This is a genomic window from Bradyrhizobium sp. CIAT3101, assembly GCF_029714945.1.
In the GTDB taxonomy this organism is placed as follows: Bacteria; Pseudomonadota; Alphaproteobacteria; order Rhizobiales; family Xanthobacteraceae; genus Bradyrhizobium.
On sequence record NZ_CP121634.1, the window covers coordinates 8,702,338 to 8,716,305 of the forward strand.

At 59.3% G+C, this 13,968-nt stretch carries 9 protein-coding genes and 4 pseudogenes; 5 read left to right on the top strand and 8 right to left on the bottom strand.

From position 1 onward, the window contains the following. Positions 1-447 precede the first annotated feature (447 nt). Together QA645_RS40420 and QA645_RS40425 are read right to left on the bottom strand one after the other, a co-directional pair. Positions 448-768, bottom strand: coding sequence for a DUF736 domain-containing protein (locus tag QA645_RS40420; RefSeq protein WP_283046540.1), 321 nt, complete (start codon positions 766-768; stop codon positions 448-450). Positions 769-1,571: 803 nt separating this feature from the next. Next, the gene (locus QA645_RS40425) at positions 1,572-1,793 is read right to left on the bottom strand and encodes a hypothetical protein (RefSeq protein WP_283046557.1); all 222 of its coding nucleotides are present in this window, start codon (positions 1,791-1,793) and stop codon (positions 1,572-1,574) included. Between the two features lie 1,809 nt (positions 1,794-3,602). On the opposite strand from QA645_RS40425, the gene QA645_RS40430 reads away from it, so the two are divergent. Further along, on the top strand, positions 3,603-4,040 hold the full coding sequence (locus QA645_RS40430; protein ID WP_283046559.1) for a VirK family protein: 438 nt from the start codon (positions 3,603-3,605) through the stop codon (positions 4,038-4,040). Between the two features lie 1,080 nt (positions 4,041-5,120). Here the strand turns inward: QA645_RS40430 and QA645_RS40435 are convergent. Next, positions 5,121-5,315, bottom strand: a pseudogene (locus tag QA645_RS40435) (transposase domain-containing protein); the annotation flags it as partial. A 300-nt stretch (positions 5,316-5,615) separates the two neighbouring features. Here QA645_RS40435 and QA645_RS40440 point away from each other — a divergent pair. The 4 genes from QA645_RS40440 (at position 5,616) to QA645_RS40455 (ending at position 7,687) form a co-directional block, all read left to right on the top strand. After that, positions 5,616-5,807 carry a hypothetical protein gene (locus tag QA645_RS40440; protein WP_283046561.1) on the top strand — a complete coding sequence of 64 codons (192 nt, stop codon included), beginning with the start codon at positions 5,616-5,618 and terminating at the stop codon, positions 5,805-5,807. Next, complete coding sequence (locus tag QA645_RS40445; RefSeq protein ID WP_283046562.1) at positions 5,788-6,747, top strand: recombinase family protein; 960 nt, start codon at positions 5,788-5,790, stop codon at positions 6,745-6,747. The genes QA645_RS40440 and QA645_RS40445 overlap by 20 nt, the downstream gene beginning before the upstream one ends. Continuing rightward, positions 6,635-7,384 carry a hypothetical protein gene (locus QA645_RS40450; protein WP_283046564.1) on the top strand — a complete coding sequence of 250 codons (750 nt, stop codon included), beginning with the start codon at positions 6,635-6,637 and terminating at the stop codon, positions 7,382-7,384. The genes QA645_RS40445 and QA645_RS40450 overlap by 113 nt, the downstream gene beginning before the upstream one ends. A gap of 138 nt (positions 7,385-7,522) precedes the next feature. Next, positions 7,523-7,687 carry a hypothetical protein gene (locus QA645_RS40455; protein ID WP_283046566.1) on the top strand — a complete coding sequence of 55 codons (165 nt, stop codon included), beginning with the start codon at positions 7,523-7,525 and terminating at the stop codon, positions 7,685-7,687. 25 nt (positions 7,688-7,712) lie between these two features. Here the strand turns inward: QA645_RS40455 and QA645_RS40460 are convergent. The 5 genes and pseudogenes from QA645_RS40460 to QA645_RS40480 all read right to left on the bottom strand — a co-directional run. Continuing rightward, positions 7,713-8,909, bottom strand: a pseudogene (locus QA645_RS40460) (IS66 family transposase); the annotation flags it as partial. Positions 8,910-9,031: 122 nt separating this feature from the next. Beyond that, positions 9,032-9,388: pseudogene (tnpB, locus tag QA645_RS40465) on the bottom strand (IS66 family insertion sequence element accessory protein TnpB). Between the two features lie 300 nt (positions 9,389-9,688). Further along, positions 9,689-9,838, bottom strand: a pseudogene (locus QA645_RS40470) (transposase); the annotation flags it as partial. A 258-nt stretch (positions 9,839-10,096) separates the two neighbouring features. Continuing rightward, positions 10,097-10,873: a DUF4239 domain-containing protein gene (locus QA645_RS40475; RefSeq protein WP_283046568.1), complete on the bottom strand. Its 777-nt coding sequence runs from the start codon at positions 10,871-10,873 to the stop codon at positions 10,097-10,099. A 749-nt stretch (positions 10,874-11,622) separates the two neighbouring features. After that, positions 11,623-12,558 (bottom strand): DUF2493 domain-containing protein, encoded by a 936-nt coding sequence (locus QA645_RS40480; RefSeq protein WP_283053578.1) that lies wholly within the window; start codon positions 12,556-12,558, stop codon positions 11,623-11,625. Between the last annotated feature and the right edge of the window lie 1,410 nt (positions 12,559-13,968).

Below are 13,968 nucleotides of genomic sequence, written 5' to 3' on the forward strand. Positions count from 1 at the left end.
TTAATAGTTCGCGCAGATTGCGCGAAAGGCAACCAAAACGGAGGCATGATGCCGTCTTCGCGGCGTCTGCCTATGGGCACAACAGCCACATGCCTATCCATCTTGGCACCCCACCCGCCCGGCGGCGCATCATGTCCCCTGCACAGTCTTGTTAAAAAAGGATCTACCGATGTCCTTCTCGCCAAACCTACTTCCCGCCGCATAGCCGAGAGGGACTCCTCGACATTATCTCCCGCAAGACCCCGCTTACAGCGGTCCTCGAAGCAGCCGGGTTCGGCGTGTGGGCTTCGGCTTCAAGCAAATCGTCTTCATCACGGAAAAAAGGTAGCAGCATCGGTGCGGCTTTCCTCTGGGCACAAGTCTCCTAGTCTCATTTTTAGCCCCCCGGGGGGCGAATAAAGCGGCCCCGCCCGATGAGATCGGGCGGGGCGTTGGCGTCGCGAGCGCTTACTCGCCGGTCTTGCGGGGGCGGGACCAGAGGAGCGTGTAGCCGTCGCCGGCTTCATCGTCGAACAGGTTCGCGTAAATCGGCGCGTTGAACGAGGGGTCATCGAGCTTGAGCGAGAGGTAGTCGCGGCCTTCCTCGGAGCGCTTCGACCAGGCTGCCCCGATTTCCGCCCGGCCCACATAGACGCGGTGGCTGGGAGCGTTCTCGTTTGAGCGGTTGGCCTCGGCGACGATGCGGACGCCCCTGGCCTGCAGACTCAGCGTGACGATCTCGCCCTGGAAGTCGTTGCCGACCTTTTTGAAAGTTCCGATGCTAGCCATGTTACTTCTCCTTGAGTTGTTTCGAGCTCCGCGACCACCGCGGCCTCGATGGCGATCTGACGGCCGAAGACGATCGGCGACGCACCCGCTCTTTCGCGGGCCGGAGCGGAGCGGAGGATGCCGGCGGGGAGACTTTCTTGCCTCGCGAGGAATGGGCGTAGCCCAGGGGAAGAAAGTCTCTACCGGTGGCGTTGCGGCTCAGACGATCGAGGCGCAGCCGGTCTTCGGCCAGATCAAGCCAACGAGGCAAAGGTGCGTCCGAGCGCTGAACACAGACTTAAGCGGAACAAGACCTGGCAGAGGCGGCTTCGCAACACAAGAAGCAGGCCGGTTTCGAGGTAGAGAAAGAAAGAGGATGCGGGAAACGGCGGCATTGTGGCTGAGTCAAATGCGAGACCGCACCTCTCCCACAGACCACTGACAGCGCCGAATGGAATCGGCATAGCGTGATCTACCGCAACGAAGACCGCCGTCTTTTCTGGAGCTTTATCAATGACAAACTGGGCGCATCCTTAGAATGGGAAGCAAGCCCAGATGCAGCGGGGCAAGGGCTATTCCTCACGTCTTTCGTCCGCCAGCCCTGCTTGAGGCAAAACTGGTCCTGGCTGGCTCCCACTTGGCCCGTTAGGGGCAGCGATCTGCATCCAAGCCTTCCCGGCGATGAAGGTTGCGCCGACGCAGGCGAAGGCCTCACACCAGAACGGCGACGTGACGCTCATCTGCGATAACGCGAGCGTCACATGGTAACCAGCGATTCCAGCCGGAATCGCAAAAACCGCGCCGATCGCGCCGCGCACGATGACCTACCGTGTCACAGAATGGGCAAATTGAATAATAGCAAGCGTCAAGGCGGCACTGACGATCGCGATAGTCAGTACACTAGTAATGCCACTGCCTCGATCCAAGGCCATCACAGCGACGTTGACGGCAACAAAAAATGGGAGGGCGTATATTGCGAGAGCAACAGTCAGCCAGAACAGCAGACCGAGCCCCGCGAGATTGAGGGCAAGTCCAAGAGCGATCACGGTGGTGGTCCCGTTTGAAAGAGTAGCGACTGCGCCTCCACCACCACCACGGCGCACTTTATGGAATAGATCCAAAAAATGATGAAATCGAGACGCAAATCCGTCTTGTACGGAAAATGCGATTTCCTGGGGCGATTGAGGCGCCCGGCCGCAGCTTGCTATTTTGATTTGAATTCGACCAAGACGGCCGAGGCCAAACCCAGGCCGGCATAGCTTCCCAGCCGGGTTTGCTGTTGTGAAAGCTCGTTTTCAGCTTCGCATGCTCTGCTACCCGCCGACTGGAACGCGGCAGAGCGCGGAATCACGTCCGAATAGATGTCCGAGCATCCTGGAAATGTGCTTGGACATCACGTCTGTAGGCACCCGCAGCACTCATTTGGTGAGCTCAAAGATGACAAGTGGCTGAATGCCGACACGGATTGCCCGCCGGCTAGGGATCGAGCCTACTCCGCTTTGATCTGGTCGGACGCGCATTTGCAATGTGTGGCGCTCCAGCAGGGGGATCCAACCGCGCCAAGTGCACCGTTGCCACCCGAAATGCCGGCCTCAAGCCATATGAATTGGCATAAAAGTAGAGATCGGATACGGGCTTGGCGTGTCAATGAACTAAGCTTGGCTCCCTGATTACTTCCCTCGCTGAAGTCTGACAACCACAAGGATGAGGAGCTTCATTCGCCAACTCAGTGTGGTTGCACCTCACCTCGGCCGATGAAATCCAGCACCGACCGAGCCTGAGCGATTTCACGTGAGATACGCTCCAACATCCGTATCGTAGATGCGTGCGTCCGAATGAGACCCGCTCTCTCGCACGCGATATCCAAGTGATGTATGACCTGTTCGTGGGTGGGAGCGACTCGATTCAGGAGCGCGCTGATTGTCAATGATGCGAGCGTGTGCTCAACGATACCTTCTTCGATCTGAATCAATTCTGATTGTCTCTCCTGATCGCTGGGCCGACTCTGACATGGGTTATCGACGAAAGTGTGTGCACCAGAACAATTTGCTCAACCGGACGCTCACGTTGCGTGATCAGTAGTGCGCATGTGTGCCGGCGTTCGCGAGCCGCAGAGGTGCCGGCACCCGAGCGAATCAACCGGCGATCGTACAATCATCTGCTGGCCCTTGGATGAGGCAGATCAAATTGGTTAGAGTTCCGAGCACCATCAGAAATCGTCACACGAACATAAGCCTTCACCATTTCTGAACGCGCCGCACTCTTGCGCGTGTCGGGCCAACTTGTCGTATTCTTCGGCTACCTTCAGGAGCCTATCTCTGGGTCTGCCGGGCGGGAGCGCATCGGCTTTCGTCCGCGTTGCGTGCGCGCGACCTCGCCAGAGCTTTGGATCGTAGATTGGTCTGTATGTCGTCATGTGGCGATGATGCAATTCGTAGATCAAGATAATACGACGATCGACCTCCGTATCGTTACGTAGGCGACGCATCAGCAAGCCTCCCGCGGCGAAGACCGCGCCGCTGCTGCGGCCACTTCACAATGCAAGGCGAGGCAGATTTCTTCTGAAGGCCCTGCAAGCATCCGAGAGTCCGGATTTCATCGGTTTTAGTGTCGCTCATCCCTTGGCTGCAGCCGGAGCAGATAGGACGATACCGCAATGGTGATACCACTTCGCAAAGCTTACATACGAGGTTGTGACGTTAGGTTTACGCTCGCAATCGCTTGCGTGCGATTGCAACACATGTTGTTTGTCGCGAACGCGACCTCGCCTGACGTCTGGGATCCGCCAAAGCGTTTCGGAACACGACATCGGGCCGGTTGCGACTTACGTCTGCGGGCCTTGTGGAGAAGAGCACATGCAGTTCAGTGGCGAACGTCTGTCGATCCTGTTGTCCTTGCTTTTGGCTACAAGCGTAAGCACGATCGCGAAGGCCGATGAGCCATCGCCGAAATACGCCGACGTGCTAAGTGCACTGCAGGGCGGCAAGGAAGTGAGGGTCATACTAGACCTCAGTCGCTGTACCACCGTTGATGGCCAGCCCGGACCGGCTGTGCAGGGCGGGCTGATTATCAACGCCTTCAGGGTGAGCGCGCTGAACGGGATCAGCTTCGCCAATGCGCATCAAACCTTGGACAGCTCGGGACATCCTATTACCGAATACATCCGCCACAACCTCAGCCGCGAAGGCAAGCTGATGGTGCGAGCCTCCAAACTCGCCGCCGGCGCGGCCGAAGCGGTGAATCAAGGTGAATTCGCTTGCGAGGTGCCAGATGGCGCTAGGTTTGTGTGGTAATCGAAAGAAATACTGCGGCGGCCCGGCTGCAGTTTGTTCCGGGTTCAGTGAGCAGATGCCCCCCCCTGAACAATTTTGGTCAGCATTTTATCAGATAGACCACTGGCGACAGCACATAGAATCTGTGTGTGTGGAACAACTTGCCGGGCCAGTGCTATCTATTGCTCTCCGCCGAAATCGAAGACGCAACGAGCGCCGCCATCGGACACCTTATGTGTGGATCTACTAGTAACAAGCCCTCACGCTGCCTTCGATTGTCAGGCTGCGGTATGAGCGCAGCGACTAAGGACGTGACGTTCGGAATGAAACAGTTGTGGCTAATATTTGCGATCGCTCTTGCGCTCGCGGCGGTGGTGTCCTTCCTTGTCCATGTCGCAAATGAGACTGCGCTAGATCTCCACACTGATACGCTCGCCACCGAACCATCAAATCCTTGCGTGCCGCGCGAGGATGGCTGTATTGATCTTGGCCCGGATCACCGTGGCCCGTATATTTGCACCCGTTACCCTGAGGCATGCCGACGCCGACGCTAGGGACTTCTTTCGCGAAAGCCGCCCTCACCGACTTCTTGTAATCGTCCACGACTATGTGTGCTGTACACTCGAAGACGGCCAATTCGCTAATCGTGCTCGCCGCCGGCGAAAACACTTGGCTGGCGACCCTCCGCCCCTTAATGCGGTTGCGCCACAAAGAAGAATGCCTTAACGATGGTCGTAGGCATCACCACGCTCCACGTCACGATACGACCGCGTGAAAAGGGGAGGTTGTCTCCGTCGCCGATCCCGAACGGTCGCTCAGTGCAGCACACTTCGGCCCCTTGTTGAGGGATCCCGGTGCCGCGATTTCGTCTCCAGCCACAATTCAGTGACCGCGGTGCCAAGCATTCCCGCCAGTCAGCTATGATAGAGGCTGCGGGCGACACGACATTGCAGATACGCGTCTTCGAGCTCATCGACGCAGCCTCAAAAGCCTGAGGGCACAAATCAGCCGCCAGGATGCTTGTAGATTGTCACATCGCCGAACGGCCTCGAGGTCATTGCGTCGAAATAAATCCAAATCGCACCATCGTAAGCGTCGTTCTCAGGCCACGGCTTTGAGGGCTTGAACTCGGTAGGCCCAGGGCAGTAGCTGGTCGATGTCGCGGTTTGGATGCCCATTGACTATCCTGGTCAGGACGTCAGTGAGATAGGCGAGCGGATCGACGTCGTTGATCTTGCAAGTCTCGACCAAGGACGCGATGACAGCCCAATGTTCCGCGCCGCCGTCGGAAGCAGCGCCATAATGCCGGGAATCTGGCGTTCGATGTTGTTGTAGCCTATCCATTCCACCCGCTCGTTGGTCAAACCGTTCTTGTGGTCGGAGAGCACGAACATAACGGCATTCGCCACTTTTTAATCCGGCAGCCGCATGACGGGACGCTGCACGTTCCAGATTGGATGATTGCCCCACAAGCCGGTTCGATTGCGATCGTTGCCACACCCCGACTTCCGCTTCAGGCTCTCCTCGAGCTTCGTGCCCTTCTCGATTATCTCGTAGCCTCTCCTTTGGGGGATTCCATCCCTGAAGGAGATGCCAATGAAGATCCCGCTGCGGATGCAATCAGATCTGTTCGCCATCGCGGAACCGCCGCCCGAACTGTCGGACGAGGAGCGGCTGAAGGCAATAGCGCTGTTGCGGTGTCTCCTCGTCGAAGCGGCGATCACGCAAACTGCCGGGCACCCGGCTCGAAGCCTCGCGGAGGTGCGCGATGAGCAAGATCAGCGCTGAACACCTTGGCCGCAACGCCATTGTCTACGTCCGCCAGTCGACGTCCTACCAAGTCGCGAACAACCTCGAGAGCCAGCGGCGCCAATATGCCCTCGCCGACCGGGCTCGCCAATTGGGCTGGAGCGATGTGCAAATCGTCGATGATGATCTCGGCCGATCTGGTGCCGGCACGGCTCGACCCGGCTTCGAGAAGCTTTTGGCAGCAATTTGCGAGGGTCGGGTAGGCGCCGTCGTTTCGCTGGAGGCGTCGCGGCTCGCGCGCAATGGCCGCGACTGGCATACTTTGCTTGAGTTCTGCGGGTTAGTCGGAACATTGATTGTTGATGAAGACGGCATTTATGATCCACGCTCGATCAACGATCGCCTCCTGCTTGGCATGAAGGGCACGATGAGCGAGATGGAGCTTTCGGTGTTCCGGCAGCGCTCCCTCGAGGCACTCAAGCAGAAGGCACGCCGTGGAGAGCTCCTGCTGACCGTGGCAGTCGGCTACGTCAAGGCCGAAGATGGCCGGATCGAGAAGGACCCGGATCGGCGCGTCCAGGACAGCATCGCCCTAGTGTTTCGCAAATTCGCCGAACTTCAGTCGATTCGGCAAGTGCTGCTCTGGTTCCGAGAGGAGCAAGTCATCGTTCCAGCGGTTGTTCAAGGCCATGGCAGGCAAACGACCGAGTGGAAGGCGCCAGTCTATTACACGCTGCACCACCTGCTCACCAATCCGGTCTATGCCGGTGCATACGTCTTCGGCCGGCGCGGTAGGCCGCGGGTCCATCCGGCGCGGCGAAGCCTTGCTGGCTGGGCTCTTCCGCTGCGCTCGGTGCGGCCGTCGATTGCACGTCACTTACTCCGGGAAAGGCGGCAACACCCAACGCTATGTTTGTCGCGGGCCGTTCAGTACCAAAGCCGCCAACAACTGCATCGGCTTCGGTGGCATGCGGGTTGACCGCTCCGTTGCCCATGAGGTTCTTGACCGCCTGCAGCCGCTTGGAATCGAAGCGGCGCTGGCCGTCCTTGAGACGCAAGGTCAGGAGCACAGCGATAAACGTCAGCAAGTCGAGAACGCGTGTCGGCAGGCCCGATACGAGGCGGATCGGGCGCGCCGGCAGTATGATGCGGTCGATCCGGATAACCGGCTCGTAGCCGAAGAGCTCGAGCGACGCTGGAACAAGAAGCTGGTCCAAATGCACGAGCTCGAAGATGAGCTTGCGCGCCTCGCTGCCGAGCAGATGCCGATGGTCTCTACTGAGGATCGCGCAGGACTGATGGCACTCGGGAAAGACCTCAATCGGGCATGGGATAGCCCGGGAGCCTCGGTCGAGACGCGGAAGAAGATCATTCGCTTATTGGTCAAGGAGATCATCGTCGATATCGCGGACGACACGCTCTCCCTTGTCATCCATTGGCAAGGCGGCGATCACACACGACTAATCGTAAAGAAGAATAAGGTCGGGCTGACCCGCTGGGCAGTAGCGGCTGATACGCTCGATCTCGTCCATGTGTTGGCCCGCCAGATGCCGGACCAGTCGATCGCGGCCGTCTTAAATCGAGCCGGCAAATCGACCGGAAAGGGCAACAGCTGAACACGAACCAGAGTCTGTGGCCTGCGCAAGACCCACGGTATCGCGCCATACCGCGATGGCGAGCGCACCGAGCGCGGTGAAGCGACGCTCGATGAAGCGGCGACAATCCTTAAGATCAGCCCGTCAACAATCCGCCGTATGATCAACCACGGCACGTTAGCAGCAAATCAACTGTGCAAAGGCGCCCCCTGGATCATTCGGATCTCAGATATCGAGAACGGCACGGTGCAGCGTGAAGCCGATGCTAGGCGATCACGGCGTCCGTCACCTCATGATCCGCATCAAAATGTTCTTGATTTATAAGGTGATCGACAGATGAGCAGTATAACGCCCCCTCGTCGGATCCGGCAAACAGCGCGTTCTTGCGACTGAGCTTGATGCCACGGATTGATCGCTCGACCGTATTGTTGTCGAGTTCGATGCGGCCGTCATCGATGAAGCGCGTTAAGCCTTGCCAGCGCGAGAGAGCGTAGCGGATGGCCTCGGCGAGCTTGATCTTCTGGCTGATGAGAGCCAGCTTGGCTGCGCAGCCATACCTCGAAGGCATCGGCCAGTGGTCGGCTCTTCTGCTGCCGCACGAGGCGACGCTCCTCCGCGCTGCGGCCGCGGATCTCCTTCTCGATCGCATAGAATGCGGCGATGTGCTTCAGCGCCTCGCTCGCGATTGGAGCGGGGCCGGCAGTGGCGAGTTCGTAGAAGTTGCGCTGAACAGCCGCTCGGCTTTGCGGTCGGGTGCATAGACATAGGCGATGCCGGGCGGATCGAGGCGCGCCCAGGGCCTGTCGTCGGCGGCACAGTCCCAGAGCTGGCCGGTCTTGGTGCGCCCTCGACCGGGATCGAGCACCGGCACCGTCGTCTCGTCGGCGAACAGCTTGGACCTCGCTCGAAGCACCGTGAGAAGGCGCTCATGCAGCGGGCGCAGATGGAAGGCAGCATGCCCAACCCAGTCCGCCAGCGTCGATCGATCGAGAGCGATGCCCTGGCGGGCATAGATCTGGGCCTGCCGGTAGAGCGGCAGATGATCGGCATATTTGGACACCAGAACCTGGGCGACGGTTGCCTCCGTCGGCAGTCCGCCCTCGATCAAGCGAGCCGGAGCCTCGGCCTGCAGGACGCCATCTTCGCAGGCTCGGCAGGCGTATTTGGGACGTCGGGTGACGACAACGCGGAACTGCGCCGGCACCATGTCCAGCCGCTCGCTCCTTTCTTCGCCGATCTGGTGCAGGTCGCCCTTGCAGCAAGGGCAGATCTTGGCGTCGAGGTCGATCACGACCTCGATCCGCGGCAGATGCGCCGGTAGTGCTCCGCGGTTGACGCGGCGCTTGCGTGCGCGCTCCGCCCGGCCTTCCGGAGCTGTCTCGTCTTGGCTGGCTTCCGTACAGGCCGCAACCTGTTGGACGTCCTCGAGACCGAGCAGCATCTGCTCCTCGGGAAGCGATTCTGCCTTCCGGCCAAAGCGATGACGCTGCAGCTCCTTGATGATCTGGCGCAGCCGCTCGCTCTCGTGCCGCTCGGCAAGCAGCATCGCCTTCAGCGTCTCGGGATCATCAGGAAGGTTATCGCTCACAGGCAAATCAGAGCATATTCGCGCCCGCCTGACGACGTGCCCGATGCTCCTGATTCACTTCGCCGCAGCGCGGCCCACAATTATCCGGCTTGCGTCGGGACGACCGTCTCCCGTGCGGCGTGCACACGCCGCCAATCGAGCCCTTCGAGCAGCGCCGACAATTCCGCCGCCGACAAACGCATCACGCCATCCTCGATCTTCGGCCAGCGGAAGACGCCTTCCTCGAGCCGCTTGGCGAACAGGCACAAACCCGTACCGTCCCAGAAGATCAGCTTGGTCCGGTCCGCCCGCTTGGCACGGAACACATAAACAGCACCCGAGAACGGATCGGCCTTCATGTGCTCGCGTACCAACATAGCAAGCCCCTAAATTCCCTTGCGGAAGTCGACCGGCTTGGTTGCCACCGTCACCCGGACAGTTCCGGACGGGCCGATCACCGGCTTGCCTTTCCGCGCATGGACGATAGCCGCAATCATCGCCACGTCCGCGCCGCGGCCGACCCGGATAGTGACGCCTTCGGCTTCGATCTCGATGCCCCCGGCATCGCAACGGCGAGCCCGGACCTCCGGCTTGGCCTTGCGTCGCGCTATCTTGCGCTCATGGCCAGCAACCGCGACTGGTGCCATGGCGTCTACCACCGCCGGTACAAACGGCGGATCGTCAGCCATCGGCGTCGGCTGCCGGCGTGCTTGCCGGCGCCAGGTGAACACTTGTTGCGGGGTCAGCCCGTGTCGCCGGGCAATCTCGGAAACGACCGCACCTGGTACCAGCGTCTCCTCGACGATCCGGGCCTTGTCGTCCTTCGAGAACCAACGACGGCGTCCCGTCTCCGTGATCACTTCCAGCCGGCGCGCCGTCACGTCCGACTTAAGCGTATGGTCAAGCATAGACACAGGCCGATCCCTTCAAAGAGATCGTGAAACTCGCCTATCCCATGGGCCGCGAGAAGGTGGGAGCGGAACGACGCTTACGCACCATCTGCCGCATCACTCGGATTTACGCACAGTTCGATGGCGCGGCCGCTGATAAGGATCTGTTCGATCTCCTTGCCGCCTCAAGCGCAGATGCTGCGAGCGGGTAAGACAAACCTTGCACCTGTGTCAAAGCGGAATAGCTTGCATTGAGCACATTCAGCTAATGCACCCTCACTCCGCCGCGATTTTGGCGACCTCTGCCAGAGGTCCCAGCTCTACTCGAATATCACCCGAAAAAGGACGCTCTTGCAGACCAATCAGCCCCAACGCCATCACCGCCGCAATTGAGAACACGGTTAGCGCCGCAATCTGCGCACCAACCTTCTTCAGGTGCACCAAGCCGATTGATATCTGTGTCACCACGCCAAGAATGAGGACCAGAATCCATTTAACATCGATCGTTCGGTCGGAGGCTAACGCGAGCCGTTCCGAGCGCGCCGTGCCCGCTCCGACTGCGGCATTTATCAAGGCCGTCTGCACCGCCCCGCCCGCTGCTTGAGCGATCCGCGGATCGCTCACTTCTCGCATCAAAGCGGCATAGGCGGGCTCAACCGAATGGGCGGTCTTGTCGCGCGCCATTGCCGGCCACTCGTCGTTCACGAGAGCGGCGATATATTTCGCAAGCGCTGCGCGGAGACTACCCATCTCCGATACGGACGCTATGCTGACAGCATAGATGTTGCGCAGTTCCGCCGCCTCTGACTGCACCGCGCGCGCCGCTTGACGGTTACGATCGGTTATATCATTGGCCAAGAAGCCGGTGAGGAACGCAAACAACACTCCAACAGTGCCGAAAAATGGTGCGACTACGCCTTCCAAGCGGCGCACCGGTAAAACCGTTGCAGGGCTGAAACACGCGACCACGATGACACCGCCAGACGTTGCGTAAAGGGCGATGAGGACCGCGAACAATTCAAATATTGGAAGGTCCAGCCAAGCTTTGATCATGCTAGGCGATCCTCTGTTGCAAGTGGCGATTCCGATTGGAACGTATGAGCATTGGGTCTCCCAATATATACTACGAGTGCAAGCACCACCTTGTGCCGTGACAGAATGATTGTCGGGCGGCGTTTCTTTCGCCTAAGGACTTCAGCCAACAGCCGTCGTACTGAAATCTAATAATGAGCTCATCGTCAGGGAAGCGCTCGGCTCAGCAGCAGCTACTATACGAGATCGGGTGACGCCCAAGCCAGTGGCCATCTTTTCGGAGACGCGCATGTGTGCGGCACCGTCTCACGCCGACGCTCTGGCTGGCATGACGACAACGAGTGCACCAAAGGTGATCTGACAGCCCTACTAGGTAGCGAGATAGTTAACTCACGCGGGTTGGCGCGCGTCCGCAATCGGCAGGCGAGGAAGACACGCGTAAGCTTTCAGCACGATCGTCTAGACAACATGGGCCCATTCTCGAACGAGCTTGGTCGAGCTGGTAGGCCTAGGCCCTCAAATCACGAGCAGGTCCTGGCGAAATGGTCGTCAGCTGACAGTATACCGAAGCAACCGGTGATCGTCTGAGTTCCGAAAGGCATCGGCGGAAATTGCCTGGTTGCCTGAACTTCCCAATTTGGCAGAAGCGGATCGCCAACTGCGGAATGCTCCGGGCTCTCAACAGATCGCCCTCCAGCTCTCCAGGGAAAATACTGCGACATTGGCTTGTTTACCGGATTGCCCCGCTTCAGCGCCGATGAAGACGGCGCTCACGCGCCGTCCCTGCCAAACTTCCAGACCGGGATGCCGAACTTCTTAGCCTTATCGACGAGGTTATCCTGGATGCCTGTGCCCGGGAAGTGCATGACTCCGATTGGCATGGCCTCCAGCATCGTGTCATTGCGCTTGAATGGTGCGGCCTTCGCATGTTTCGTCCAGTCCGGCCTGAAAGCGATTTGCGGAACCCTGCGATTGCTAGCCCATTTTGCCGCGATCAATTCGGCGCCTTTCGGCGAGCCGCCGTGCAGCAGAACCATATCAGGATGCTTTGCGCGAACCTTGTCGAGCCGATCCCAGACGAGCTTGACGTCGTTGAAATCGAGCCCACCGGTGAGCGCAATCTTGGGCCCAGGAGGGAGCATCACCTCGGTTTCGGCCGAGCGTCTGGCAGCAAGAAAGTCGCGGCTGTCGATCATCGCGGCGGTAAGGGTACGATGGTTGACGACTGAGCCAGTGCGCGATCGCCAGGGCGAGCCGGTGTGAACTTCGAAATTTTCGGCAGCCTGGTCGCGAAAGAGTTCCATGGCGTTGCGGCGTTCGATGAGCGTGATGCCTTCAGCAGTGAGTCGTTCGAGCTCCACGGATCGTACTTCCGAGCCGTTCTGGTCGCGCTGGCTCCTCTGCTGCGCTTGCTCATTGGCGTCGAGCTCGCGTTCGATGCGGTTCGCCGCGCGATGGAAAAGATTGACGGTCGACCAGAGCAAATCCTCAAGATCGGGCTCCAGGCGCGTGTCATTCAAGGTCGAGACAAGCGCATCGAAGATGTCGGCTATGGCGCCGGTGATCGAATTGCTGTCTGGCAGCGGTCGTGGATCGGGTTCGTCCTGAAAAGGACGAAAGCCGAAGAGCTGAAGTTCGGCAAGAGCGCGATCGGTCGGGGATGAAGCTTGGGTCGCCTGGAATTGCGGATCATCATTGTCGGTCATCATGGTTTGAGGTCCTTCGCCGGGTCGGCCGCGCCCATCGCGGCCTTCGTAGCGATCACCTGACGGCGGGCGGTACGGACCAGAACCCAAAGCGAAGCGCAGGGCCGAAGCGGAGCGGAGGATGGCAGAAGCGCGGCTATTTTGTTTCGCGATGCAAAGGCGCGGAACGCGCCTGCGGAAAATAGTCGCGAACTCTGCCATTGCAGGGCCGAGCCGCTTGCCGTCCGATCGCCTCTAGAAGGCCAGGGAGCGGCTCTAGCCGCAAGCCCTCAACAGGACCCTTCATGACCGGCCGGCTGATGGAGCGCGACCCGGACGCATTGAGCGCAGAAATGCATATGCTGCAAATTGGACGAGGAGATGAGAATGAGCCGAACTCATCCAGGTCGACGAATGCTGACTTTCGCTGAAGCTTGGGCTAGCTAGCGAAGCGACGACAGACGCCAGCGCCCGTCAGCGTGCCGCCATCCTACTGCTGCTGCATCCGTTTCCTCAACCGTGCAGAACCAGCGCTGGCCAAGTTCGACACGTTAATCTGACGATCGAGTACGCGACAAATGCAGTGCTCTTTTGGCTGACGTTTCCTTCGATCACACATTCGGGCGACGGCGCCTCGGGTGACGATCGAGTAGCAACGTTTGAGCGGCAGTTCGACTATTGTGGTTGCCCCTCGCGGCGGTTGACAAGTTCGAGCACCGACTGCGCCTTCCGGATTTCGTGTGAGACATGTTTCAATATTCGCATCGTCGATTCTTCCGACCCAGCGAATCCCGTCTTTTTGCACACCGGCCGAAAATGATGCGCGACCTGCTGGCGGGTGGGGGTTGTCGGATTCTGCAACGAGTTGGTCGACAACGAGGCCAGCATGTGCTCGGCTATCTTTTTCCGCCTCAATCAAGCCTTGTGTCCCTCATATGATCGCGTTCGCCTGTAAGAGCAGCGCCGTCCGATTGTCGGCGGAGTTGCGGCTCCCCGTCGAGAGAGCGCTCTGATGGCTGGAGCATCGGCGTCATGCGCTGGTGATGACACTTGGTGCGAAATGCCTTGATCTCCCGCACGGGGCGCATGGCTTGAGTTAATGGGTAACCTCAACGGTGCTCCGAGCTCCTGAACGAAAACTAACCAGCTACGTCTGAGCCTGTGGCCGATTCTTCGAGCTCAGAGGCGCTGCGCGTGGCAAGCAAGCTATTGCGCTCATCGTGATGCAGAGCGCGCATGTTTAAGACGGCGCGATGGCCTATCCGCTGATGCACCGTAGCTTTCGTCGTGGGCTTTTCGATGGCACAACCTGCCGCAACGGCAGATACAAGTTGTTTCAGCGCTTTGGCGGTGTGTTCATTGCTAGGCAGGGATATGTAATCCGCGTTGTTGAGGCATTGCTTTAGGCGTTGGCCCAGATCGCATCAATGC

What these genes read in the sequence shown, in the direction of transcription:
- QA645_RS40455 (WP_283046566.1), top strand. Translation starts at nt 7,523, where the DNA reads ATGATCAACCACGGCACGTTAGCAGCAAATCAACTGTGCAAAGGCGCC.
- QA645_RS40440 (WP_283046561.1), top strand. Translation starts at nt 5,616, where the DNA reads ATGAAGATCCCGCTGCGGATGCAATCAGATCTGTTCGCCATCGCGGAA.
- QA645_RS40480 (WP_283053578.1), bottom strand. Translation starts at nt 12,558, where the DNA reads ATGACCGACAATGATGATCCGCAATTCCAGGCGACCCAAGCTTCATCC.
- QA645_RS40475 (WP_283046568.1), bottom strand. Translation starts at nt 10,873, where the DNA reads ATGATCAAAGCTTGGCTGGACCTTCCAATATTTGAATTGTTCGCGGTC.
- QA645_RS40430 (WP_283046559.1), top strand. Translation starts at nt 3,603, where the DNA reads ATGCAGTTCAGTGGCGAACGTCTGTCGATCCTGTTGTCCTTGCTTTTG.
- QA645_RS40445 (WP_283046562.1), top strand. Translation starts at nt 5,788, where the DNA reads ATGAGCAAGATCAGCGCTGAACACCTTGGCCGCAACGCCATTGTCTAC.
- QA645_RS40420 (WP_283046540.1), bottom strand. Translation starts at nt 768, where the DNA reads ATGGCTAGCATCGGAACTTTCAAAAAGGTCGGCAACGACTTCCAGGGC.